Consider the following 21,768-nt stretch of genomic DNA (forward strand, 5'->3'; position numbering starts at 1 on the left):
TCAGTTTGCTCCCTGTAAGCACCAGGCCATCTCCCGCGCACGGCGGTTATCCAGCCCCTGATTAAACACACCTTTAACATAAACCCAGCGCGGCAACTGTCGGCACGCATCCGCCCAGAGCCGCTGATTGAGTAATTTCACCAGTGTGGAACTGCAGGCATTGCCCGTTCCCACGTTGAAGGCAAACGACACCACCGCGTCATACACCTTTTGCGGCGGCTGTTGTTTCACACACCTTTCCAGTGCCCGCTCCACACGCAGCACGTTGGAAATCAGCCCTTCTGCTGCCTGTCGTTCCGTGATTGTTTTGCCGGGAATGACGCCCGATGTATTACCAATGCCGTCGGTCCAGACACCTGCACTGCACTGATACGGCTGCAGACGGCAGCCTTCGTAATCGGCAATTAGTTTCAGCCCCTCCACGGAGGTGTGAAGCTGCTGAAAACCCGGCAACGTAGCTGCAATAGCCAGCACGGCCCCGACAAGGCAGCGTTTAACGATTGATGGATTCATAGTCCTCCCGCGAGATCTGCCCGTCGCGCAGAAGCTGGTAGGCTTTATGTTTGTAGTACCAGTTGATAGCCAGCATCAGCACACCAATCATCAGGCCGCCCAGCGTTGAGGCATCCTTGATGGACAAATCGCCCAGCCAGGCCAGCACGACGGCGATGCAATACGTGATAAAGGCGCTGATTCGCTCAAGCGTCATAATTCAGTCCCATAGCTGGACGGTCTGCACGGTGGTGGTGGTGGTCGGAATGTCCGGCAGCTCCACCTGCAGCCCGTGAGGTAAAAAGGGGCCGTATTCGGCAAGCCCCGGATTTGCCTTCAGTACCTGCTCCGTGACACCCTGCGTGCGCCCGTAATGACGCCAGCAAAGTGCGTCCACCGTGTCATACTGATGCGCACGCACTTTCATCAGATAAGCTCCACTGTGCAGTGCGGCGCATCCTGCACCCGGCTGATGGCCCAGCGGGCGTCACGCCATAAATCACCGCTTGCTTCCGCCAGTTCCTCGCCTCGCTTCGCACCGGATGCCGTGGCGTCATAGTCCTGGTAACGTTCGTTGAGCATGGCGCGTGCCCAGCAGTAAACCGCGTTGAAATAGTGCTGAATGCGCTCGCTTTTGCCGTCCAGTTGTTCCGCCGGGACTTCTGCCAGCGAGGCATACCCCAGCATCTGCTGGCGTCTGCGAAACTCATACAGCTCTGCGTTGACCTCCGAAATTGCCGACAGCGCAACCTGCTTTAAACGCGGCTGCGTCACCGTGCCGTCAGTGCGCATGACACTGCGAAACTCCGACAGGTCCACATCAGGCCAGAACGGCGTATTTCTGATGATTTCCGCCTGTTCCGGTGCCTGTTCTGGCGCAACAAACTTCATGCTGCTTTCTCCTGAAATAGAGGGCGGTGGACGGGGTTTTGATGTGGCAGTGCCTTTCGCCACCCCGTGCCGCCCGTGCGCGGGGGCACGTTCTGTCAGCGGCTGTCATTGCGCAGTCTGCGCTCCAGCTGCTGTTTGTCTTTTTTCACGCCACAGCGGGGATCGAGCTGTAACGCATGGTTGAGATGATTAAGGGCAGACGCCGGATTGCCTTCACTCAGGACCGCGCCAATCGCTTTATGCAGACGCGCCCGTGACTGATCCGGCATATCCAGACCGTCTGTCAGCTCCAGCGTCTGCAGCAACAGATCGGCATCAAAGCCGGTGGCAGCAAGCATTGCGCTCTGCGCCGCGTCTGCCATTTCCTCTGCCAGCACGGTCTGCACGTTGCGGTTACCCAGCGGCATCACCCAGCCATGACGCAGGGCATGACGCCCGATCTCCAGCGCCCCGGCATAATCTCCGGCATCAATGCGCCACAGCATCACGTACATCAGCACGTCATCCTGTTGAGCGCCTCCGGCAGCCAGAACGCCCTCCGCCCAGGCGGCATATTTCGGCAGCAGCTCCACCTTTATTTCCGCTTTTTTCACCGTGGACTGAACGCCCTTGAGACGGCGGCGGTCTTCCGCCAGTTGCAGCAGCATCAGGTCATAGCCCGACGCGTGGCGAACACTGCCGCCCTCACGGGCGGCCTGTTCAGCCTGAACGCGCAGGCGATGCTGCCGTGCGGGACTCAGGCTCATGGATTACGCTCCGGTTTCTGCTGCGGCGGCGCTGAAGTCGCCAATCTGGATGTTTTCCACCAGTGCGGCGCAGCGGTAGTCCTCAACCACATAGGCTTCGTTAACGGATTCAAAATTTTCAATCCGGTCACGTTTCGGGTTGTCGATAACTGAACGGCGGCGGGTGTCTTCCTGCCAGTAGATGGACAGGTTATCCAGACGGGTGATTAGCAACGCATTCGGCGGGAAGAACGGCGCACGCACGGCCTGCAGGCCACCCATGCGTTTCTGACTGATGATCATATCGGCAGCGAGTTTTTCACTGTTTTCCTGCTCTTTGTTGACCAGCGGGAAATACTTGTCAGACAGCAGTTCACGACCGCAAATCACCACCAGATCGTCATCGTCCTGGTAGACCACGTCGATAAGCTCATTAACGGCATCCATCACCACGGCGTCCAGGTTGGCATATTCGCCACCTTTACCGACTTTCACCGCGCCCGGTGTGGTTTCACCGCCCGTGGTGGTGCTGCCCATGACGTGATCCGGTGCATCCTCACGGATTTTCTGCAGCCAGCCTTTATTCACATCCTGCAGCAGCGGGTTTTCGCTACGGTTGGAGGTTTTCGCACGCTTCACGCCGTTAAAGCCGATCATGATGCGGTCCAGTGCCTGACGTTTCACGATGGCGTTACGGATACGCACCTGGAAATCCTGAAACTTCGCCCACAGGTCCAGCTTCGCGTAGGTCAGCACCGTGTCAAAGTTAGTCTGCTCGCATTTATATTCCACATCGACCATCAGCGTCGGATCGACAGGCTCACGCTCTTTCGCGGTGGTATCAGTGGTTCCGGCAATGGTGCTGCCAACACCCAATCCAAGCAGCTGACCGGACTGCTCAGTCACTGGCGTAACGTTAATCAGCGTCAGGAATGCGGCGGACTGCTGGATCTGGTCTTCCAGCGTCTGCTGTACAGACGGCTCTACGGTGAATTTGCTGGACAGTTCTTCAACTGCCACACCGTTCAGACGCGCCAGCTGCTGCAGGTAAGCGTTAAAAGCAAAGCGGGTATTCTTCTTCATCAGGTTTTGTGCTCCATCAGCAATTGGTCAGAGTGTCAGCGGGGGCGTTACCGCCTGTTGCACGCTGGCGGTAGTCCTGGCGGCTGTCTTCATGACTCAGCTTATTCACCAGTTCGTTAAAGGCGGTCTGCTGTGCCTGCAGGGCAGTCTCCAGCTCAGACAGGGATTTTTCGGTACGCACACTCAGGTTTTGCTGCTCAGTGGCGACCAGCTCCACGGCCTTATGCACATCAGAGAACCGGGCGTCATCGGACTGCTCTTTTTTGGTAAACAGCGCCGTGACACGGGCAAACAGGGACGGTTTGTCCTCCTGGATTTCTTCCAGTTCGATCACCGTTTCCTCTGCAGCGGTAAAAAGATTGGCGGGATTCTGCTTGCGGTTTGCCAGCGGGTTATGGGCTGCACTGGCGCTGAATGTCAGCATTTCCGTACCCAGACTGGCAGGGTCATCAGTGGCAGCCAGGCCGACCAGGTAGGCTTTGCCCGTATCAGCAAACTTCGGGCTGACTTCCATAGAGGTGAATAATTTCTGGCCTTTTTTCACCAGTTCCACCAGGGACTCCGTTGGCTCAACGTCGGCATACAGCGCCATCTTGCCTGCCAGCGGACCTTCCGTGATTTCTTCAGCAAACAGCGCCGTCACCTTGCCGTAGCGGTTAAAGGTGCTGTCCGGCAGATAAGACTTGATGTGCTCAAGGTTAATCAGCGCGGTATACACCGCCGGGTTGTAGCTGGCTGCCATCTGTTCCAGCCATTCACGCTGGATTTCGCGTCCGTCGGTGGTGGCACCTTCCACCCCGATGCGAAAACGCTTTGCTTTCACTGTCATGAGCCGTGCTCCGTTAGAAAAAACTTACTGGAGCCTTATGGTTGCGGTGATGGGGGCAGTGAAACAATGCGCGGTATTTGTACCGACAACCACACAAACCACAGGCGGGGAAAGCCTTCATTCAAGGCTGTAGGTTTGTGCCATGAACACCACACTGACACCCGCAGATCTCGATCCCCGTCGGCAGGCCATGCTGCTGTACTTTCAGGGATACCGCGTCGCCCGCATTGCTGAAATGCTGGGCGAGAAAGTTGCAACCGTTCACAGCTGGAAAAAACGCGACAAGTGGGGTGACTATGGGCCGCTGGATCAGATGCAGCTCACCACCGCCGCACGCTACTGCCAGCTCATTATGAAGGAGCACAAAGAAGGGAAAGATTTCAAAGAGATTGACCTGCTGGCGCGCCAGTCGGAGCGCCACGCGCGGATCGGCAAGTTTAACAATGGCGGCAACGAAGCCGACTTAAACCCTAACGTCGCCAACCGCAACAAAGGCCCACGCCGTCAGCCGGAAAAGAATGTTTTCACCGATGAGCAGATTGAGAAGCTGGAAGAAATCTTCCATTCCTCCATGTTCAACTACCAGCGCCACTGGTGGGAAGCCGGAAAAACCAACCGCATCCGCAACCTGCTGAAGTCACGCCAGATCGGCGCGACCTTTTACTTTGCCCGTGAAGCCCTGATTGACGCTCTGCTTACCGGACGTAACCAGATTTTCCTTTCTGCCAGTAAGGCACAGGCCCACGTCTTCAAACAGTACATCATCGACTTTGCCAAAGAAGTGGAGGTGGAGCTGAAAGGCGATCCGATGGTGCTTCCCAACGGGGCCACACTGTATTTCCTCGGAACCAATGCCCGCACGGCCCAGAGTTACCACGGCAACCTGTATCTGGATGAATATTTCTGGATACCGAAATTCCAGGAGCTGCGCAAAGTGGCTTCCGGTATGGCTATTCACAAAAAATGGCGACAAACCTATTTTTCCACGCCATCCAGCCTGACCCACAGTGCTTATCCGTTCTGGTCCGGTGCGCTGTTCAACCGTGGACGCAACAAAGCTGACAAGGTGGACATCGACCTGTCCCACAGCAATCTGGCCCCCGGCCTGCTGTGCGCAGACGGGCAATACCGCCAGATAGTCACCGTGGAAGATGCGGTGCGCGGCGGCTGTAACCTGTTCGACCTCGACCAGCTACGCATGGAGTACAGCCCGGACGAATACCAGAACCTGCTGATGTGCGAGTTCGTGGACGATCTCGCGTCCGTGTTCCCGCTCAGCGAACTGCAGGCGTGCATGGTGGACAGTTGGGAAGTCTGGACCGACTTTCATGCACTGGCCCTGCGCCCGTTTGGCTGCCGCGAGGTGTGGATCGGTTATGACCCGGCAAAAGGTACGCAGAACGGCGACAGCGCCGGATGCGTGGTGGTGGCACCGCCAGCCGTGCCAGGCGGTAAGTTTCGCATTCTTGAGCGTCACCAGTGGCGCGGGATGGACTTCCGCGCCCAGGCGGACGCCATCAAAAAACTGACCGAACAGTACAACGTGACCTATATCGGCATCGACTCGACAGGTGTCGGTCACGGGGTTTACGAGAACGTGAAAGCGTTTTTTCCAGCCGTCCGGGAGTTTGTCTACAACCCCAACGTTAAAAACGCCCTGGTACTCAAGGCCTACGACATTATCAGCCACCGCCGTCTGGAGTTTGACGCCGGACACACCGACATAGCGCAGTCATTTATGGCAATCCGTCGCGCCACCACCGCCAGCGGCAACCGCCCGACCTATGAAGCCAGCCGCAGCGAAGAAGCCAGCCACGCCGATCTGGCCTGGGCAACGATGCACGCTCTGTTTAACGAACCGCTGCAGGGCGAATCCGCCAATACCAGCAATATTGTGGAGATTTTTTGATGAAAGAACATATCGCGCCAGACGAAACCGTAACTGCAGAAGAAACTAAAAAATCCGTTGCGGAGGCTTTCAGCTTTGGTGATCCCATTCCTGTACTGGACCGCCGCGAACTGCTGGACTATGTGGAATGCGTACAGATGGATCGCTGGTATGAGCCGCCCGTCAGCTTTGACGGACTGGCGCGCACCTTCCGCGCCGCCGTGCACCACAGCTCCCCGATCAGTGTTAAGCGTGACATTATCAGCAGTACCTATATTCCACATCGCCTTCTCAGCCAGCAGGCATTTACCCGTTTTGTGCAGGACTATCTGGTTTTTGGTAACGCCTACCTGGAGAAACGCACGAACCGCTTTGGTGAAGTTATTTCGCTGGAACCTGCACTGGCAAAATACACCCGGCGCGGACTTGACCTTGAAACATACTGGTTTGTGCAATACAGCCTGACGACACAGCCGTATCAGTTCACAAAAGGTAATGTCTTCCACCTGATGGAGCCGGATATCAACCAGGAGATTTATGGTCTGCCGGGTTACCTTTCTGCCATTCCGTCAGCTCTGCTCAACGAATCCGCCACGCTGTTCCGCCGCAAGTATTACATCAACGGCAGTCATGCAGGCTTCATCATGTACATGACCGACGCCGCGCAGAACCAGGAGGATGTAAACAACCTCCGTAACGCGATGAAAAGCGCCAAAGGTCCAGGCAACTTCCGTAATCTGTTTATGTACTCGCCTAACGGCAAAAAAGACGGGCTTCAGATTATCCCGTTATCAGAAGTCGCAGCGAAGGATGAGTTTCTGAATATCAAGAACGTGAGCCGGGACGACATGATGGCAGCACACCGAGTGCCGCCGCAAATGATGGGGATTATGCCGAATAATGTTGGTGGATTTGGGGATGTGGAGAAAGCGAGTAAAGTTTTTGTGAGAAATGAACTGATCCCGCTGCAGAAGAGATTATTCGAGATAAATGTATGGCTAGGAGAAAATGTCATTACTTTCCAGCCATACAACTTAGATTAATACTATTACAGACACTTTCGTGAAAGTGTCTGTAATCAAAAAATGAAATTATTCTTCTGAATCATCATAAACATCCATTCCTTCGGTCTGATTTCTAATATAAGAAGCCCCCATAGAATTAGCAATCGCAGTCCGAATTAACCCTACATGAGTGAAAAACACCCCTAACCTAGCACGCTTTAACTCAGACTCATCATCATAGTCATCTTCATTACTTATAATTCTTCTAACCATTGCCTTATCTTCGTCAATAGCCGAAGGTAGCCCACTCTTTAAAGCGTCAATACACTCACCTACAGTTATAATTTTATTTTTAATTAATTCAGAAAGCAAATCATCATAATTTTCATCATCAGATTTATTATCAGGTGGTAATTCACTTGCAGCTATCATTTTCAGCAATTCTACGTCAAGCATAGTTCCTCTATCTAGTCTGCTTGTCTCAACATACCCCTCACGCTCTGATAACACTCTTTCAAATTCGAAATCAACGACTTCAAGCAAAGCAGATACTCTATTAATTGCTCGCCTAAGAGGAAGTGGAACACTTTGCTCTTTTTTGTATTGCAGTTTATGAGATGCTGCAGCCCAAATATGCTGAGAAAGCGTTCGTATTTGCACCTCCACTTTCATATTTTTAAAATCACTAAAGGATGGAACTCTTAGCCATTCTTCTGGAGGTTGTATTACATAATGATGAGATTGGTACCCAAATCTATCCTCATCCAGTTCATCAAGTTTATTCTCTTGCTTCAAAATAATGAAATGTTCTTTCAGACAAGATATAACCTTTTCAACATCTCGCTTAAATAGCATTATTAATCGGATTCCAACATAATCATCCAAGTCAACTATTGACTCAATCTTTAGAGGTTTTCGGTTATCCTTATTAATAATAGAACTTAATGTTTTGACACGGCTTTCAATTGGAACCCCTAAAGACAATTTATTCTCCGACAAAATAACATCAATTTGCTCAACCATAACTCGTCTGAACAATTCCGCAACTGAGCCGTAAATTGAATGCTGTTCTTTTAATTCTTCGTCTGTCATCTATCTTACCTAACTTATATAAATGAATCAGATATAAAACATTGCATAATTTTAATTCAAGTGGACAACATATAAATTATCCGATCTAAACCACTTAAACAACAGGTTTTGCGCGCGCTCGTATCCCCGCCACGCCTGCCCGCTTTATGTAGTGGTTTTCATGCAGTTGCATGATCTACGCAAAAGCCCGCCAGTTCTGGCGGGCCTCAGCAAAAATGATCCTCAAACGATCATGCGATCTCATGCAGCATAGTCATGCACGATCATTTGACTCAGCATCTGCTGCACGCTTGCTGCGCGAAGATGCACTTTTACTACCAATCTTTCGACAGTTCTTTCTATCCCTGGCTTCATTTTCTTTAAATTTGTTATATGTCTCAGTATCAAAAAACGAAATTGTTTCAACCTCATCTTTTGGTATGAGCACACGGAAATCTTCGATATTAAGCCGAGACATTCCACTTATCACACCACTATCAAGATAATGTTGGTGATAGTTAGTCGTGATACTAATCGTTAGATCATCTTTATCCCGATATCCGCTTAACATCGGGAGAAGTTCAAGGTGCTCTGAAAGCCCGTTTTCTAACGCCGGACAAGTAACAAGGCCAACATAGATTTTGCGAGACGACAGAGTTGCTATGATCGGAAACTGTCTTGCGGACGCTTCCATAAGTAATGATTCGAAAGCGTTATTACCCACAGCTTTAGCTAAGGCATCCCAGCGACGATCTCCACGTGATGTGCGTAACTTATTTCCAAAACCTGAAATCGCAGCGAGGACAATTGAAATCATAACCCATGCTATCTGTTTGATTTCATTTATTCTTTGAAGTTTGTCTTTCGATGAAGACAACATGCCATTAAAACTGTCAGGTGTTAGATTCAAGGCATTAGCCAGCCAACGAAACCCTCCGCTGACGTTCAAAATAAAGGTGAAAAAACCGCCAAGGAGAAAAAAAACGATACCCCAGGCAGCCACAAAAAAATAAGCGTCCCAGCCGTTGGAACGCTTATATCGGTATCTTGTTGAAAGTGATAGGTTTACATAAATAAAACCACTAACCAAAATCACTGCTAAAAGTAATGTTGCCATTATCTGGTTCTATTAGTTTTCTCTTTTACAGTGCTCGTTTTGATGCCTTCAAGCTTATCCATCTGTGCCTTGATGGCATCCATTGCTCTTTTGTTAGACAAGTCTACGGACACAAAACCATCTTTACTAAGATTGAGTTTGTCCTGGTTCTCTTTAAGAACCCTTGCCAGACGTTCAACTGGGTTACCCAGGCTAAATGCGGCGATGCTTGACATAACTCCCCCTTTTCACATGGCGCGGAAGTCTACACTCCGACGCCTACAACCTCAACAGATTATCTTTAAAATTTAGACAACAATATCATCTGTTGATTTCGTTACTTAAACTTAAGTTCAATGCGCTCGATCATGCAAGCGGTTTCTTAAGAACTGTTAATTTCCTGGCATATATAGTGGTTAAGGTAACAAATTGACACTAACGCCTCGCATAGCTCGTTGTTCAACCTTGCTGACGCCAGAAGCAAGTTCAGACGCCAGCAACGTTTCTTAATGCAGCCAGCTGTCGTCTTCCCACACCTTCTGCATAATTTTCATCACTTGTTTTCTTTCTTCGTCCTGTTGCAGTCCGGTCAGTTCCACACCGTTAGAGCTACCTTTGCGGATACGAATTACCGTTTTGGGATACAGGGGGCGCAGATTGCGGTAAAGCTCGGATTCAAGGGCGTCCAGTGTAGACTGGCTAATCTTCTGCTCTTTATCGATCATTATTTCAATGCGCATAAAAGTCACCTCAGCTGATGACATCCATTGAGCGGTTGTATTCGTGGGTTCTGATTTTTGCCATGAGTTCATCAGTCAATTCAGAAACCCACTGCAGAGCCAGCCCCTTCTCTTCATCACTACACTCACTAGCCGCTACAAGCTTAAGAAAAAAATCAATGCGCTGGAGCTTCAAAGACTCCAAAAAATAGTCCTGCATCTTTCCTCCTATAACACCACAAGCAATGCTGTATGCATAACCACTGTTTATATTTACAGTATATAATAATCTTACTGATGTAAAACGTTTTTTTACGTTCATCAGCCTGATATGCCTGGTATTATTAAGAGCACGAATTGTTAATCCGCGTAATTAATACAGGTTCCGCCACTTATCATCTTCCTGCAAACGCTGGTTCCGATAGAAGATACGCAGGCCTGCTCCTGACGGAATGCTGCCGCCGCGAAGGAGTAAATCGACCTCTTTCTCGCTGCCATCAAATCCTCTGGACTTCAGTTCATAGACGAGCTGCTGTCGTTGATGGTCTGTAATTCGCTGTTTGTAGTCTTTACGCCGTTTCGGTTTCACCAGGCGTAACCTTGCTGCCAGTTCCCGGCGCTCTTTTTTGCTCATACTGTGCAGGTAATCGTGCAACTCCTTGTCATCCATACGGGTGATATCCGTTCTGGTATCTCCATCAGCTGATTTGTCTTTCCCTTGTTGGTACAAATTTTCAGCAAGGGGACAGTTATTGCCACGAGTCCAAGGGGCGCAAGCGCCCTGGTCGGCTGCCGCCTCCTGAACGTCAACGGCTTTACGAACCATTTTCCACTTCACTGCATGAGTGCAGATCTTGCCCTCTGCAATGGGTGACCAGATGCCATAAATACGAATGCCGTGATCGCCATAGGCGGTCGGCTCTTCGTTGATTTCATAAGCGGTTCTGATGAGGTGATATTTACGGGGAACCAGTACGCCGCCCTGCTTCATGATGTAGGAGGCAAAACAACCAGCATCAGCAGCAGCCAGGATGGCATCAAGGCGCGGGTTATCCAGTACCGGCGCACCTGCTTTTTTGTCCCCCTGTTGCCTTGCCGCCTGACCAGCCAGCAATCGCAGTTCACGGTAAGCCTGACGCCCCGGAATGCCAAAGAAGCGGAATTGCTGAACACGATGTAGAGACGCCCAGGCATTAACGTATTCAGCGTTATCACGCAGGGATTTACCCGTTTCCTTGCTGATCTCACCAGCCAGACCACGCCCGTCAATGTTCTTACTGATGTATTTCGCGATGTAGCTTGTTGGCGTACCTTTGCGCGGGTTTATCAGCTCAGACTTAAAGCGTGGTCCCGTGTTATTACCCAGCTCCTCGCGGTCTTCACGAATGGCAAACTTACGCAACAAAGCAGTAATGGCTCGGCGCTCTTTTTTGCGCATAAAACACAACAGGTGCCAGTGAACTGTACCGTCATGATGCGGCTCAGCCACCCGCACGCCATACCAGCGCAATCCGGCTTTGTGCATCGCTTTACGAAATGCAGCAAACATGCCGACCAGATAATCACTGCTTTGTCTTACCGTCGCGTTTGTCCAGGTCGGGTTTGGTCTGCCGTTATTTAGCGTGGAATGGAAACGTGACGGACAGGTGATGGTGTAGAAAACGGCGCAGTCACCGCGCATTTCCGCGATAAGCTCCAGACCTTTAACACAGGCCATCATCTCATTGCGGCGATGCGCAGGGTTGCTGCTGCTGGCGTTTACCACATCCTCCATGTCCAGCGTGTCGCCGTCTTCGTTCACCAGTTCATGAGAACGGAAAAACTCCAGCGACTTACGGCGCTGCTCACGTTTATGCAACACGGCTTCATAGCTGACATAGGGAGATACTTTTTTGCTGACAAGGCAGACAGCACGCAACTGCTCTTCCCGCCATTCGCAACGCATCTTCCATAATTTCCGATACCACCAGTCGGCGCACAACATACGCGCCAGCGAACCCGGAATGAGTTGATAGGGCACGGGTTTACGGCGGTTTCTTTTCCGACGGAGTTGCTCAAACGCAGGCGGGATGACATCCAGACGCAGGGTTTCCGCTGCCACCCTTTCCCATGTATTGCGGATTTCTTCTGGCTTAACGTCATCGGTGGCATACAAATCGCCACAAGCGGCATCAAGGCACATACTCATATGCGCAGCTACCAGGGTGGACAGGCGTTTCACCTGATCCTGACTCATTTCAGGCAGGATCAGCAGGCCGTCCAGCCCTTCATGGCTTGCCATAAAGCGAAAAGATGCAGATAGCTGACTGTCGCGTACATGCTCCAGTCGTTCCAGACATGGCTTAATCGTCTCACGTAAATAGCGGGAATAAGCCTTTGGCCTGCCCAGGCTGCTGAAGTATTCAATACGTTGCATTAGCGGCTTGCTGATATGGGAAGGCTGGGCGTTGACGTCCGCCAGAATGACCATATCCGGATTAAAACGCTGCTGCTCATGCGCCAGCTTTGCCCGACTAATGAGCTTATCCTGTTCCATTTCGCGCTGGACAGGATCACGGGATTCATTAAAGAAATAACGCTCCCAGACCTGATCACTCAGCGCCTCACGGCGCAGCTGTTCCTGCTCGTTATCGGCAGCGTACAGAGTGATCAGGTTTGAAAGCGTAGAAACCGGCGCAACTTCCACCGGGTCCAGATAAGGGTTAATGGCCTTTTTCGGGCTGTTCCATGAGAACGATGCGGCAGCTTCGTTAAAGCCGCAGCAGTTGTTCATATCGGCATGACTCATGCACGTACTCCGTACACGGCAGAACTATCCACGCCACGCGAATAATCAAATCCCACCCAGCAGCGCGGCCCGGAAACAGCAATGATTTCTGTTGCTGATTTACCCTCGCCAGCTGCCACACCGATGCTGCGTTTTGCCTTGATGTAGTGGTGAGTAAAATTGCGATACAGCGAACGGATCAGGGATGTGTCACTGTTAGAAACAATGACCGGATGTCCTTCTGATGACCGATGTTCAAGAACAGATGCCAGGTGATACTGGTCATCTTCAGTGAAGCCGTCAGTGTGATAGCCGGAAAACGTACCGTCATACGGCGGATCGCAATACACCACATCCCCCGCCTTCAACATCGCCAGCGTTTCATCAAAGCTGGCGCAGATAAACGTTGCTCGCTGGGCCTTTTCTGCAAATGCGCGAATTTCTTTTTCAGGGAAATACGGATTTTTATAATTACCGTAGGGAATGTTGAAATGCCCGCTCTTGTTATAGCGACATAAACCACGGTAACCGTGACGATTGAGATACAGGAAATATACCGCTTTCATGAAATCAGTAATTTCAGTTGAGTAATTAAACTCCTGCCTTATGTTGTAATAAGCCACCTCCCTGTTTGCGATCTCAAATAAAACTCTGGCGCGAGATATAAACGATTCACAATCAGCGGCAACCTTTTTATAGAGGTTGATTAAATCAGGATTAATATCCGCAACCAGATAGCTGGGATAATCCGTCTCCATCATCACAGCACAGGAACCCGCGAAAGGTTCAACCAGTCGCGGGCCAGCAGGAAGATGTTTTTTCAGTTCGGACATTATGGTGGTTTTATTTCCCGCCCATTTCAGGATGGTGCTCATACAGCACCTCCGTTGTAATGTTTGCCTTTCAGCTCTGCGATTTCCTGACAGGTAATGCAAAGCTGCACTCCCGGAATGGCGCGGCGTCGTGCTGGCGGAATTGGTGCTTCACACTCAATACAAAGCACGCGGGACACGCCCGGCGTTTTGGCACGGGCAGCACGGATATGGCGCTGGCGTTCTTCTTCAACGCGCTGCTGTACGAGATCCATTGCATCAGCCATTAGTGGATCTCCTGCGCTTCGTTCTGGATTGCTTCAGCAGTCACACGCAGCAGTTCTGCCGCTTCGACGTGGTTTAGCTGGCGGGATGAGATATGACACGCCAGGCTATCAAGGCGAGCGGCCATTGCTTCAGCCCTTGCCCGGCGTTCTTCCAGACGAGCCTCTGTCAGTAAAATATTAAGCCCTGCGTCATCCGGTCCGGTTTGAGTGGTGCGGGTTTCAATATTACGCATAATCAATTCTCCTGAATTTAGATAAAGGGATGCCCGGCGGGTTTACGCCATTAATTTCATTATTTGGTTAATTCGGCATGGTTAGCCGTCTGGGAAATAAGCTCACCACTGCACGAAAATGATTCATTGCTTTAATCAACTCCCGCTTTTCGTCAGTGGTCAGCTCATTAATGCTGATGCTATGACGTTCAGCTGGAATTTTTGCCATAAAGAATATGGCAGCCAGTGCCCGTTTATTTTGTTCATTATTGATATCCCGAGGATCACGCATATCTTTAATAAACCGCTCAAGCTCTGACTCAATATTAAGGCCAAAAACTTTCGCCCTTAACTCCGCGATATGATTAAGTCCATTCAGGCGTTCACCGGGGCTTAATGGAACAGTTGCTGCAGCGCCATTAATTGCCATACTTCATATCCCCCAAACGCAGCTATCGTTCTTTGTTCTTACGGTAACGCTCAAGAGGAGATACATTTTTTCGTATCGTCTCTTTAACCTGCTCTCCCCGTAAAAACGTCCCATCCTTTAACGTGAAAAAGTAACTGCCATCGCCCGACAATGACGGATAGCAACAGAGCAAATCATCTTCAGGTACTGAATAACTCTCCCCTCTGTAACGAAACTGATAAACCACTTCACTTTCTGCCGCATACATTTGGACTTTCTCCGTTTCCTCGTGGTCAATTCAGACAGCAATTCATCTTGTGAATGACATGGATGCCAGCGTTTTCCATCCTCACCCGTGATCCAGCCGTGACCGTAGTGCATTGCCGGGCTTTGTTTTACCAGCAGAGATGCAAATGATGGTTCTTTCGTCAGCATAAGCACCTCACAGCAAACCAAATGAAGCACCGAGGCCAGTCACGGTATCAACTGCACTCGCCATCGCAGGGTTAGCCTGTAAACGGGCCTGCAATGAAACAGCAGCCAACGCCATCAGTCGTGTTACAGAGTTAATGCTGCTGATAGCATCACGACGGCCTGCACTGGTTTTTACATCGCCAGATACCGCACCTGCAGCAACACGCCCGATCTCTGCGGTTGCACTCATGACGTAATGTGGCAGTTTCTCTTTTGCCACCTCATTAATCGGTACACATGGCAGGCAGTGAATCTGAGCCAGAAAACCATCTACTAGCGTTGAATCTTCAGTCAGATCGGTAAGCAACCAGATTTCTGGTGCGGTTAATAAATGAGGTTGAGCTGGGTTCAGCTTGTTCCGCAGAATCTGCACATTCATGCCTGCACGTTCTGCCAGTTGCACCAGGTTGTGGCGCAGTGCGAATGCACGACAGGCTTCATCAAAATGTGGATGTTTGGAAACTTGGTAATCAAACATAGTCAATGCCTCTGATGTATTTCAGAATCGAACTAATTAAGGTTTAGATTGCATTCTGAAAGCGCATCAACGGTCATGGCTGCTATGTTGATCATCACTTTTTCGCGTTTTTTATCTTTGCGCAAACGGTGACGGATAAGGCGTCCATCAGCCAACATGTCATTGATAGTATCGATGGACAGCCCTGTCAGCTCGCTATAGCGTTCAATAGTCACATGAGGCGTGGTAAGAGTGATTGAAATGTTAGGTCTCATGATGCAACATTCCTCGTTTAATGATGATTAATCAGGACGAATACGGATCGTTTGTATTTTGTGAACACCACAAACATACGATCGCACAGTGAAATCATCAAGACAAAAGTTCACTTGGAGTGACCATGAATTTGGAGAAAGGCGGACGAGGCGCTATAGAGCGCATGGTAGAAGCTTATGGATTCAAGACTCGACAGGCGTTGTGCGATCATTTAGGAATCTCTAAAAGTACACTCGCCACACGCTACATGCGTGACTCATTCCCAGCAGAATGGGTAATCCAGTGCGCCCTTGAAACAGGCACTTCGCTTAATTGGCTCACAACCGGGCATGGTTCAAAGCAAACTTCAGGTAATACAAATACTATGGAAGTTGCTAAATATGTATTATCTGATGGGGCTTTGTGTGAAGACGGTTTTTATATTTTCGATAGAGAATTTCTACCGTCGGCATTCAAGAATCTTTTTGTAATCACAGATAATAATTCTGAATTTATTTGTGATAAGGAATTTGATGATATACGTGATGGTAAATGGGTAATAAGTATTGATGGCGAAATAACGATCCGTGACATTACTCGTTTACCCGGTGGAAGAATCTTCGTCGAGGGTGGAAACAGAGCCTTCGAATGCAAGATAGAAGACATTGAAATAATTGGTAAAATTATAAGTTTAACAGTCAAGTATGTTAAATAGTACCGGGAGGAAACTATGCTTGGTAAGGTATTTTTTGTGGTTTTGTCATGTTCTTTGTTATTAAACCCACTAACTACCTATGCTAGAAATTATCCCTGTTCAGGGAAAAAGGGAGGTGTTTCTCACTGTACCTCAGATGGCAAATTCGTTTGCAATGATGGAACTATTAGTAAATCCAAAAAAATCTGTACTAAAAACTCACGATAACTTTTGCTTTTATATCTGCGCCTAAAATAAAAATGAGCCGCAGGTTAACCGCAAAAGTTACATGCTCACATAGCAAAAAGAATAGCCAACTTAATTATGGCTTCAGTGAGATGTATGGTCGTAGGATTTCATACATTGACACTGGTTATACATACAGTGAAAATGCTCTCTACTGGAGGGCATTTTTTATGGCAGTACGAAAACTCACCACAGGGAAATGGCTTTGCGAATGTTACCCCGCCGGACGTAATGGGCGTCGTGTGCGTAAACAATTCGCCACCAAAGGCGAAGCACTGGCCTTCGAGCGATACACCATGGGGGAAATAGAAGCAAAGCCCTGGCTGGGCGAATCAGTGGATCGTCGGACATTGAAAGACGTGGTTGAGCTATGGTTCAAACTACATGGTAAATCTCTGACTGCTGGGCAGCATGTTTATGACAAATTGCTGTTGATGGTTGACGCTCTTGGCAATCCCCTTGCAACCGATCTCACCTCTAAAATGTTTGCCCACTATCGAGATAAACGCCTGACAGGAGAGATCTACTTCAGCGAGAAATGGAAGAAAGGAGCAAGCCCGGTCACTATTAACCTGGAGCAAAGCTATCTAAGTAGTGTTTTTAGCGAACTATCCCGCCTGGGCGAATGGTCGTATCCGAACCCACTGGAGAACATGCGAAAATTCACCATCGCAGAAAAAGAGATGGCATGGCTTACCCATGAGCAGATTGTTGAATTGCTGGCTGATTGCAAACGTCAGGACCCAATTCTGGCACTGGTAGTCAAGATATGCTTAAGCACAGGCGCACGCTGGCGAGAAGCAATAAACCTTACCCGATCACAGGTGACCAAATACCGAATTACCTTTGTAAGAACGAAGGGGAAGAAAAACAGAAGCATCCCTATCAGTAAAGAGCTTTACGAAGAGATCATGGCGCTTGATGGGTTCAATTTCTTCACAGACTGCTATTTTCAATTTTTATCCGTGATGGAAAAAACGTCTATCGTGCTCCCTCGCGGTCAACTGACACACGTTCTGCGCCATACGTTTGCGGCGCACTTCATGATGTCGGGTGGAAATATCCTTGCTTTGCAAAAAATCCTCGGACATCACGATATAAAAATGACAATGCGTTACGCTCATCTTGCACCGGATCACCTTAATACAGCGCTACACTACAATCCATTATCTACAATGCCCACACAGCATACCGAAGCTAATGATATGCTCCCCGATTAAGTAAATTGTGGGCCGTTTATGGGATTCAATACTTCACTATGCAACTACCCGAGAATTATTTGGCCTTTTCCAACCATATTGTGTTAATTTGCAAATATTACAGACCGGATGACATTCCCTTTAAAAGAGAATATCCTCCAGCACTATAATCACTTAATTATGGTTACCGTTTAGTAAATTGGGGAAATGTATAAATTAGAACGCCTAACCTCAACATTTATTGAATACTTAGTCACAATGTCTTTTAACAAATTCAGCATCCATTCAGGTGCGCGGGGAGACAGATGGACTTTTTTAACAAATGAACTAACATCAACATCAATCGGAATAACATTTGGCGCTACAGCATTATTAAAATCCAAGCTAGTACCCTCAGCAGTGATAGGTAAGTTTTGAATTAAAAACCTTACTTCTCTCTCATGCTCGAATGATTTTCTTTTATGAGTAAAAGGATAAAATGTATTATCAAGCGGGAATACATCCTTATCATAATCAATGTACTTAACCAAGCCAATCATAGCTTCCGGCGGTAATAGATTTTTTATTTCTGCATAAGTGGTTTCGATTGCAACGGAAGCATCATTCTTACTATAGAGATCCCACATCGCTGCTGACTCAAACTCATTTGCATGCCAACAACTTATATAAGTATGTTTTCTTACATACTTGTTGAAATTATACACCTGCTTGATGTACTCAGAGATAGTTTCATCAATGTCGCTTTCATTCATATTATGTACATATTCTATAATTTTTCTTGGGAATGTTCCTTCATAAGGATCATCAAAGAGATCAGATCGACATAGAAAAATTTTTTGATACGTGACTAATGCCATGAATTTAGTAAAATCCATATATTTCCACAGGGAAATATCATCTGAACTAGGTTGAGGAAAACATGGGTGATTATCGTATTCAGCCATTTATATCATTCCATTCAAAAAAAGTTAATATAATGTAACCTAAGACTTTAAAATTCTCTGATTTACTATTATATATCACGCGCAATCTCATAATAGTTAAGGAGCCATTTTAGACCTTTTGAGCTACAAAAAAAATAGCAAGATGACCACTCGCGGTACTTAGCGGTTGTTCTACATGTGCGTTCATGTGCCCCGATTCTTGGAGGTAGGTTAAAAAAGCTCCCCGCACCCAGCAACAGTAATATGGCATAGTCCTTTTGAAGGAGTTAAAGATATACGGAACACAGAGTAAGTTAGAGGAGAAAGGCCCATTACCTTCAAAGTAAGGCCAGAACGATAACACAGTGGCGACAAAGTGGCGACAGCGGTTGGCATTACCCCGTAATAACCACCACTGACCACCAATCTAACTTATTGTTTCTAATCTAACTTATTGTTTTCATTAACCCGTTTACATAAATGGGTTTTTTGTTGCCTGAAATTTATCTACTACCCAGCAATCCTCTCAACCATCCTCAAAATCTCCTCGCGTGATAGCGGCTTACGGTCGGTGACAAAATGCAGCGTCATCCCCTCAATAAACGCATCAAGCGCGCGGGCGGTTCCGGGTTCAAACCATTGTTCGAGCGTTTGTTGACTGCGCTGCATCCAGTTTTGCATTACCGTTTTTAAGAGCGGTTTTCGGCTAGCCAGCGCGTAGAGCTGGTACATCAGCTCCATATTATCCGGCGTTGCGACCTGTGAGCTGTAGATCATATCGGTGATAGCCTGGCATGCGCCTGGAGCATCACTAACATCGCTAAAAAATGCCTGATATTGCCGGGACATGATCTCAGTAAAACGGCTGAACGCCTCCAGCAACAACTCATCAATTCCTGAAAAATAGTAGGTCATCGATCCCAACGGCACCCCGGCAAGGGCAGCAATTTTGCGGTGTGTAACAGCATGTATTCCGTAAAGTTTCACCGCCTCCAGCGTGGCCTGGATAATTTTTTCTCGCCGTTGCGGATCGTTAGCGCGACGCATGTCATTTCCTCTCTCTGCAATTGTGTACAAATGTACACAGTCTTGCTAATGTTGTCTTCCCTCTTCTTATTTTGACGTGGTCTATGACCGTAAATTCTTCACGTAATGCATTGAAACGCCGAACCTGGGCGCTGTTTATGTTCTTCTTTTTGCCAGGCCTGTTAATGGCGTCCTGGGCAACCCGTACGCCTGCTATCCGCGATATTCTCTCTGTCTCGATCGCTGAAATGGGCGGTGTTCTCTTTGGTCTGTCGATCGGTTCGATGAGCGGTATTCTCTGCTCAGCGTGGTTAGTGAAACGCTTTGGGACGCGTAATGTCATCCTTGTCACGATGTCCTTCGCATTGATTGGGATGATGATACTAAGTCTGGCACTCTGGCTGACATCGCCCTTGCTCTTTGCCGTTGGTCTCGGCGTCTTTGGGGCTAGTTTTGGTTCTGCGGAAGTGGCGATAAACGTTGAAGGTGCCGCCGTTGAGAGAGAAATGAATAAGACGGTTTTACCGATGATGCACGGTTTTTATAGCCTGGGCACGCTGGCAGGCGCTGGTGTCGGGATGGCACTGACGGCCTTTGGCGTTCCGGCAACGGTGCACATTTTATTGGCGGCGCTGGTAGGCATCGCGCCTATTTATATCGCCATTCAGGCAATCCCTGACGGTACGGGCAAAAATGCTGCCGATGGCACCCAGCATGGTGAAAAAGGCGTACCTTTTTATCGCGATATCCAGTTGCTGCTGATTGGTGTTGTGGTGCTGGCGATGGCCTTTGCCGAAGGTTCTGCCAACGACTGGTTACCCTTATTAATGGTTGATGGTCACGGTTTTAGCCCTACTTCCGGCTCGCTGATTTATGCCGGTTTTACCCTGGGGATGACCGTTGGACGCTTTATCGGCGGTTGGTTCATTGACCATTACAGTCGCGTTGCCGTGGTTCGGGCCAGTGCACTAATGGGGGCGTTGGGTATTGGGCTGATTATTTTTGTCGATAGCGCCTGGGTCGCTGGGGTGTCTGTTGTACTTTGGGGACTGGGTGCCTCGTTGGGCTTCCCGCTGACCATTTCTGCCGCCAGCGATACCGGCCCCGATGCACCAACCCGCGTCAGCGTGGTAGCTACGACCGGTTATCTGGCTTTCCTCGTCGGGCCGCCGCTGCTGGGCTATCTCGGCGAACATTATGGATTACGTAGTGCAATGCTGGTTGTACTGGCGCTGGTTATTCTCGCGGCTATTGTCGCGAAAGCCGTCGCCAAACCCGATACCAAAACGCAGACGGCGATGGAGAATAGTTGATGAGCATTAAATTAATTGCGGTAGACATGGATGGTACTTTCTTAAGCGATCAAAAAACCTATAACCGTGAGCGGTTTATGGCTCAGTATCAGCAAATGAAAGCACAAGGCATTCGCTTTGTGGTCGCCAGCGGGAATCAATATTATCAGTTGATCTCTTTCTTCCCTGAAATTGCTAATGAAATAGCCTTTGTGGCTGAAAACGGCGGCTGGGTAGTGAGCGAAGGCAAAGATGTTTTTAATGGCGAGCTGTCGAAGGATGCGTTTGCTACTGTCGTGGAACATTTGCTGACGCGCCCGGAAGTGGAAATTATTGCCTGCGGAAAAAATAGCGCCTATACCCTCAAAAAATATGACGATGCCATGAAAACGGTGGCGGAAATGTATTATCACCGTCTGGAATACGTCGATAACTTTGACAACTTAGAAGATATCTTCTTTAAATTTGGCCTTAATCTCTCTGACGAACTGATCCCACAAGTGCAAAAAGCATTACATGAGGCCATCGGCGATATCATGGTACCGGTCCATACCGGCAACGGCAGCATCGATCTGATTATCCCCGGTGTACATAAAGCCAATGGCCTTCGCCAACTGCAGAAATTATGGGGAATAGACGACAGCGAAGTGGTGGTCTTTGGCGATGGTGGTAACGATATTGAGATGCTGCGTCAGGCAGGCTTTAGTTTTGCAATGGAAAATGCCGGCAGCGCGGTCGTCGCAGCGGCAAAATACCGGGCAGGCTCCAATAACCGTGAAGGCGTACTGGATGTGATCGATAAAGTGCTTAAACACGAAGCGCCATTTAAGCAATAAAAAAGGCAGCACGCCCGGCAACACAATACCTGAATGAAGGCTGCATAATTCGCGGAAATTAACCCGCTGCATTATTTCAGG

29 protein-coding genes are annotated in these 21,768 nt (G+C 48.9%); 7 read left to right on the forward strand and 22 right to left on the reverse strand.

What is annotated here, in order from left to right; translation table 11 throughout:
- The 7 genes from ACJHYO_RS17450 to ACJHYO_RS17480 all read right to left on the reverse strand — a co-directional run bounded on the left by ACJHYO_RS17450 (position 1) and on the right by ACJHYO_RS17480 (position 4,020).
- Positions 1-513: a lysozyme gene (locus tag ACJHYO_RS17450; protein WP_033548140.1), complete on the reverse strand. Its 513-nt coding sequence runs from the start codon at positions 511-513 to the stop codon at positions 1-3.
- Positions 494-709, reverse strand: a complete 216-nt coding sequence (locus ACJHYO_RS17455; protein ID WP_000171568.1) for an HP1 family phage holin — start codon at positions 707-709, stop codon at positions 494-496. The genes ACJHYO_RS17450 and ACJHYO_RS17455 overlap by 20 nt, the downstream gene beginning before the upstream one ends.
- Positions 710-712: 3 nt before the next feature.
- Entirely contained in the window at positions 713-919 is a 207-nt protein-coding gene (locus ACJHYO_RS17460) for a tail protein X (RefSeq protein WP_044068280.1), read from the reverse strand.
- The gene (locus ACJHYO_RS17465) at positions 919-1,383 is read right to left on the reverse strand and encodes a head completion/stabilization protein (RefSeq protein ID WP_000673520.1); all 465 of its coding nucleotides are present in this window, start codon (positions 1,381-1,383) and stop codon (positions 919-921) included. Before ACJHYO_RS17465 ends, ACJHYO_RS17460 begins: the two co-directional genes overlap by 1 nt.
- Positions 1,384-1,478: 95 nt before the next feature.
- Positions 1,479-2,129: a terminase endonuclease subunit gene (locus ACJHYO_RS17470; RefSeq protein WP_033548139.1), complete on the reverse strand. Its 651-nt coding sequence runs from the start codon at positions 2,127-2,129 to the stop codon at positions 1,479-1,481.
- A 3-nt stretch (positions 2,130-2,132) separates the two neighbouring features.
- Positions 2,133-3,191 carry a phage major capsid protein, P2 family gene (locus tag ACJHYO_RS17475; protein ID WP_000742526.1) on the reverse strand — a complete coding sequence of 353 codons (1,059 nt, stop codon included), beginning with the start codon at positions 3,189-3,191 and terminating at the stop codon, positions 2,133-2,135.
- Positions 3,192-3,207: 16 nt separating this feature from the next.
- Positions 3,208-4,020 carry a GPO family capsid scaffolding protein gene (locus ACJHYO_RS17480; protein WP_099119296.1) on the reverse strand — a complete coding sequence of 271 codons (813 nt, stop codon included), beginning with the start codon at positions 4,018-4,020 and terminating at the stop codon, positions 3,208-3,210.
- Between the two features lie 142 nt (positions 4,021-4,162).
- Here ACJHYO_RS17480 and ACJHYO_RS17485 point away from each other — a divergent pair, with 142 nt between their 5' ends.
- Entirely contained in the window at positions 4,163-5,929 is a 1,767-nt protein-coding gene (locus ACJHYO_RS17485; protein WP_410232525.1) for a terminase ATPase subunit family protein, read from the forward strand.
- The gene (locus ACJHYO_RS17490) at positions 5,929-6,951 is read left to right on the forward strand and encodes a phage portal protein (protein ID WP_000658058.1); all 1,023 of its coding nucleotides are present in this window, start codon (positions 5,929-5,931) and stop codon (positions 6,949-6,951) included. Before ACJHYO_RS17485 ends, ACJHYO_RS17490 begins: the two co-directional genes overlap by 1 nt.
- Positions 6,952-6,999: 48 nt before the next feature.
- Here the strand turns inward: ACJHYO_RS17490 and ACJHYO_RS17495 are convergent, their stop codons facing one another.
- The 13 genes from ACJHYO_RS17495 to ACJHYO_RS17555 form a co-directional block, all read right to left on the reverse strand.
- Complete coding sequence (locus ACJHYO_RS17495; protein ID WP_000128947.1) at positions 7,000-8,004, reverse strand: GTP pyrophosphokinase family protein; 1,005 nt, start codon at positions 8,002-8,004, stop codon at positions 7,000-7,002.
- A 253-nt stretch (positions 8,005-8,257) separates the two neighbouring features.
- Complete coding sequence (locus tag ACJHYO_RS17500; protein ID WP_000212611.1) at positions 8,258-9,100, reverse strand: hypothetical protein; 843 nt, start codon at positions 9,098-9,100, stop codon at positions 8,258-8,260.
- On the reverse strand, positions 9,100-9,315 hold the full coding sequence (locus ACJHYO_RS17505; RefSeq protein WP_000094764.1) for a hypothetical protein: 216 nt from the start codon (positions 9,313-9,315) through the stop codon (positions 9,100-9,102). Before ACJHYO_RS17505 ends, ACJHYO_RS17500 begins: the two co-directional genes overlap by 1 nt.
- A gap of 270 nt (positions 9,316-9,585) precedes the next feature.
- Complete coding sequence (locus ACJHYO_RS17510; protein WP_001555842.1) at positions 9,586-9,819, reverse strand: DinI-like family protein; 234 nt, start codon at positions 9,817-9,819, stop codon at positions 9,586-9,588.
- 10 nt (positions 9,820-9,829) lie between these two features.
- On the reverse strand, positions 9,830-10,018 hold the full coding sequence (locus tag ACJHYO_RS17515) for a hypothetical protein (protein WP_001154434.1): 189 nt from the start codon (positions 10,016-10,018) through the stop codon (positions 9,830-9,832).
- Between the two features lie 153 nt (positions 10,019-10,171).
- Positions 10,172-12,586, reverse strand: coding sequence for a replication endonuclease (locus tag ACJHYO_RS17520; protein ID WP_410232526.1), 2,415 nt, complete (start codon positions 12,584-12,586; stop codon positions 10,172-10,174).
- Positions 12,583-13,440 carry a DNA adenine methylase gene (locus ACJHYO_RS17525; RefSeq protein WP_000104185.1) on the reverse strand — a complete coding sequence of 286 codons (858 nt, stop codon included), beginning with the start codon at positions 13,438-13,440 and terminating at the stop codon, positions 12,583-12,585. Before ACJHYO_RS17525 ends, ACJHYO_RS17520 begins: the two co-directional genes overlap by 4 nt.
- A complete protein-coding gene (locus ACJHYO_RS17530; RefSeq protein WP_000752613.1) occupies positions 13,437-13,664 on the reverse strand; it encodes a TraR/DksA family transcriptional regulator in 228 nt (75 codons plus the stop codon). Before ACJHYO_RS17530 ends, ACJHYO_RS17525 begins: the two co-directional genes overlap by 4 nt.
- On the reverse strand, positions 13,664-13,897 hold the full coding sequence (locus ACJHYO_RS17535; protein ID WP_001244242.1) for a DUF2732 family protein: 234 nt from the start codon (positions 13,895-13,897) through the stop codon (positions 13,664-13,666). The genes ACJHYO_RS17530 and ACJHYO_RS17535 overlap by 1 nt, the downstream gene beginning before the upstream one ends.
- A gap of 67 nt (positions 13,898-13,964) precedes the next feature.
- A complete protein-coding gene (locus ACJHYO_RS17540) occupies positions 13,965-14,306 on the reverse strand; it encodes a DUF5347 domain-containing protein (RefSeq protein WP_000996717.1) in 342 nt (113 codons plus the stop codon).
- A gap of 117 nt (positions 14,307-14,423) precedes the next feature.
- Positions 14,424-14,720, reverse strand: coding sequence for a phage filamentation protein Fil family protein (locus ACJHYO_RS17545; RefSeq protein ID WP_000956192.1), 297 nt, complete (start codon positions 14,718-14,720; stop codon positions 14,424-14,426).
- 7 nt (positions 14,721-14,727) lie between these two features.
- Entirely contained in the window at positions 14,728-15,237 is a 510-nt protein-coding gene (locus ACJHYO_RS17550; RefSeq protein WP_000460893.1) for a phage regulatory CII family protein, read from the reverse strand.
- A 32-nt stretch (positions 15,238-15,269) separates the two neighbouring features.
- Entirely contained in the window at positions 15,270-15,491 is a 222-nt protein-coding gene (locus ACJHYO_RS17555) for a hypothetical protein (RefSeq protein ID WP_001247707.1), read from the reverse strand.
- Positions 15,492-15,616: 125 nt separating this feature from the next.
- Between ACJHYO_RS17555 and ACJHYO_RS17560 the strand changes: the two genes are divergently transcribed.
- The 3 genes from ACJHYO_RS17560 to ACJHYO_RS17570 all read left to right on the forward strand — a co-directional run bounded on the left by ACJHYO_RS17560 (position 15,617) and on the right by ACJHYO_RS17570 (position 17,631).
- Positions 15,617-16,186: a phage repressor protein CI gene (locus ACJHYO_RS17560; protein WP_001047320.1), complete on the forward strand. Its 570-nt coding sequence runs from the start codon at positions 15,617-15,619 to the stop codon at positions 16,184-16,186.
- A 15-nt stretch (positions 16,187-16,201) separates the two neighbouring features.
- Positions 16,202-16,393 (forward strand): hypothetical protein, encoded by a 192-nt coding sequence (locus ACJHYO_RS17565; RefSeq protein WP_000900883.1) that lies wholly within the window; start codon positions 16,202-16,204, stop codon positions 16,391-16,393.
- A 188-nt stretch (positions 16,394-16,581) separates the two neighbouring features.
- Positions 16,582-17,631, forward strand: a complete 1,050-nt coding sequence (locus ACJHYO_RS17570; protein ID WP_000290924.1) for a tyrosine-type recombinase/integrase — start codon at positions 16,582-16,584, stop codon at positions 17,629-17,631.
- A 170-nt stretch (positions 17,632-17,801) separates the two neighbouring features.
- On the opposite strand, the gene ACJHYO_RS17575 is transcribed toward ACJHYO_RS17570, so the two are convergent.
- On the reverse strand, positions 17,802-18,554 hold the full coding sequence (locus ACJHYO_RS17575; protein WP_000852814.1) for a DUF2971 domain-containing protein: 753 nt from the start codon (positions 18,552-18,554) through the stop codon (positions 17,802-17,804).
- 489 nt (positions 18,555-19,043) lie between these two features.
- Positions 19,044-19,580, reverse strand: a complete 537-nt coding sequence (gene rcdA, locus ACJHYO_RS17580; protein WP_001304778.1) for a DNA-binding transcriptional regulator RcdA — start codon at positions 19,578-19,580, stop codon at positions 19,044-19,046.
- Positions 19,581-19,663: 83 nt separating this feature from the next.
- Between rcdA and ACJHYO_RS17585 the strand changes: the two genes are divergently transcribed.
- Positions 19,664-20,872: an MFS transporter gene (locus ACJHYO_RS17585; protein ID WP_410232527.1), complete on the forward strand. Its 1,209-nt coding sequence runs from the start codon at positions 19,664-19,666 to the stop codon at positions 20,870-20,872.
- Entirely contained in the window at positions 20,872-21,687 is an 816-nt protein-coding gene (gene ybjI, locus ACJHYO_RS17590) for a 5-amino-6-(5-phospho-D-ribitylamino)uracil phosphatase (RefSeq protein WP_001298572.1), read from the forward strand. Before ACJHYO_RS17585 ends, ybjI begins: the two co-directional genes overlap by 1 nt.
- Positions 21,688-21,768: the final 81 nt, after the last annotated feature.

The organism is Escherichia sp. WS1118 (assembly GCF_046487695.1).
Classification (GTDB): domain Bacteria; phylum Pseudomonadota; class Gammaproteobacteria; order Enterobacterales; family Enterobacteriaceae; genus Escherichia; species Escherichia coli.

Coding starts and splice junctions, on each gene's coding strand:
- ACJHYO_RS17455 (WP_000171568.1), bottom strand. CDS start 709: ATGACGCTTGAGCGAATCAGCGCCTTTATCACGTATTGCATCGCCGTC.
- ACJHYO_RS17510 (WP_001555842.1), bottom strand. CDS start 9,819: ATGCGCATTGAAATAATGATCGATAAAGAGCAGAAGATTAGCCAGTCT.
- ACJHYO_RS17495 (WP_000128947.1), bottom strand. CDS start 8,004: ATGACAGACGAAGAATTAAAAGAACAGCATTCAATTTACGGCTCAGTT.
- ACJHYO_RS17520 (WP_410232526.1), bottom strand. CDS start 12,586: ATGAGTCATGCCGATATGAACAACTGCTGCGGCTTTAACGAAGCTGCC.
- ACJHYO_RS17570 (WP_000290924.1), top strand. CDS start 16,582: ATGGCAGTACGAAAACTCACCACAGGGAAATGGCTTTGCGAATGTTAC.
- ACJHYO_RS17460 (WP_044068280.1), bottom strand. CDS start 919: ATGAAAGTGCGTGCGCATCAGTATGACACGGTGGACGCACTTTGCTGG.
- ACJHYO_RS17475 (WP_000742526.1), bottom strand. CDS start 3,191: ATGAAGAAGAATACCCGCTTTGCTTTTAACGCTTACCTGCAGCAGCTG.
- ACJHYO_RS17500 (WP_000212611.1), bottom strand. CDS start 9,100: ATGGCAACATTACTTTTAGCAGTGATTTTGGTTAGTGGTTTTATTTAT.
- ACJHYO_RS17535 (WP_001244242.1), bottom strand. CDS start 13,897: ATGCGTAATATTGAAACCCGCACCACTCAAACCGGACCGGATGACGCA.
- ACJHYO_RS17480 (WP_099119296.1), bottom strand. CDS start 4,020: ATGACAGTGAAAGCAAAGCGTTTTCGCATCGGGGTGGAAGGTGCCACC.
- ACJHYO_RS17505 (WP_000094764.1), bottom strand. CDS start 9,315: ATGTCAAGCATCGCCGCATTTAGCCTGGGTAACCCAGTTGAACGTCTG.
- ACJHYO_RS17490 (WP_000658058.1), top strand. CDS start 5,929: ATGAAAGAACATATCGCGCCAGACGAAACCGTAACTGCAGAAGAAACT.
- ACJHYO_RS17585 (WP_410232527.1), top strand. CDS start 19,664: ATGACCGTAAATTCTTCACGTAATGCATTGAAACGCCGAACCTGGGCG.
- ACJHYO_RS17470 (WP_033548139.1), bottom strand. CDS start 2,129: ATGAGCCTGAGTCCCGCACGGCAGCATCGCCTGCGCGTTCAGGCTGAA.
- ACJHYO_RS17560 (WP_001047320.1), top strand. CDS start 15,617: ATGAATTTGGAGAAAGGCGGACGAGGCGCTATAGAGCGCATGGTAGAA.
- ACJHYO_RS17485 (WP_410232525.1), top strand. CDS start 4,163: ATGAACACCACACTGACACCCGCAGATCTCGATCCCCGTCGGCAGGCC.
- ACJHYO_RS17545 (WP_000956192.1), bottom strand. CDS start 14,720: ATGCTGACGAAAGAACCATCATTTGCATCTCTGCTGGTAAAACAAAGC.
- rcdA (WP_001304778.1), bottom strand. CDS start 19,580: ATGCGTCGCGCTAACGATCCGCAACGGCGAGAAAAAATTATCCAGGCC.
- ACJHYO_RS17575 (WP_000852814.1), bottom strand. CDS start 18,554: ATGGCTGAATACGATAATCACCCATGTTTTCCTCAACCTAGTTCAGAT.
- ACJHYO_RS17565 (WP_000900883.1), top strand. CDS start 16,202: ATGCTTGGTAAGGTATTTTTTGTGGTTTTGTCATGTTCTTTGTTATTA.
- ACJHYO_RS17465 (WP_000673520.1), bottom strand. CDS start 1,383: ATGAAGTTTGTTGCGCCAGAACAGGCACCGGAACAGGCGGAAATCATC.
- ybjI (WP_001298572.1), top strand. CDS start 20,872: ATGAGCATTAAATTAATTGCGGTAGACATGGATGGTACTTTCTTAAGC.
- ACJHYO_RS17540 (WP_000996717.1), bottom strand. CDS start 14,306: ATGGCAATTAATGGCGCTGCAGCAACTGTTCCATTAAGCCCCGGTGAA.
- ACJHYO_RS17530 (WP_000752613.1), bottom strand. CDS start 13,664: ATGGCTGATGCAATGGATCTCGTACAGCAGCGCGTTGAAGAAGAACGC.
- ACJHYO_RS17450 (WP_033548140.1), bottom strand. CDS start 513: ATGAATCCATCAATCGTTAAACGCTGCCTTGTCGGGGCCGTGCTGGCT.
- ACJHYO_RS17525 (WP_000104185.1), bottom strand. CDS start 13,440: ATGAGCACCATCCTGAAATGGGCGGGAAATAAAACCACCATAATGTCC.
- ACJHYO_RS17550 (WP_000460893.1), bottom strand. CDS start 15,237: ATGTTTGATTACCAAGTTTCCAAACATCCACATTTTGATGAAGCCTGT.
- ACJHYO_RS17555 (WP_001247707.1), bottom strand. CDS start 15,491: ATGAGACCTAACATTTCAATCACTCTTACCACGCCTCATGTGACTATT.
- ACJHYO_RS17515 (WP_001154434.1), bottom strand. CDS start 10,018: ATGCAGGACTATTTTTTGGAGTCTTTGAAGCTCCAGCGCATTGATTTT.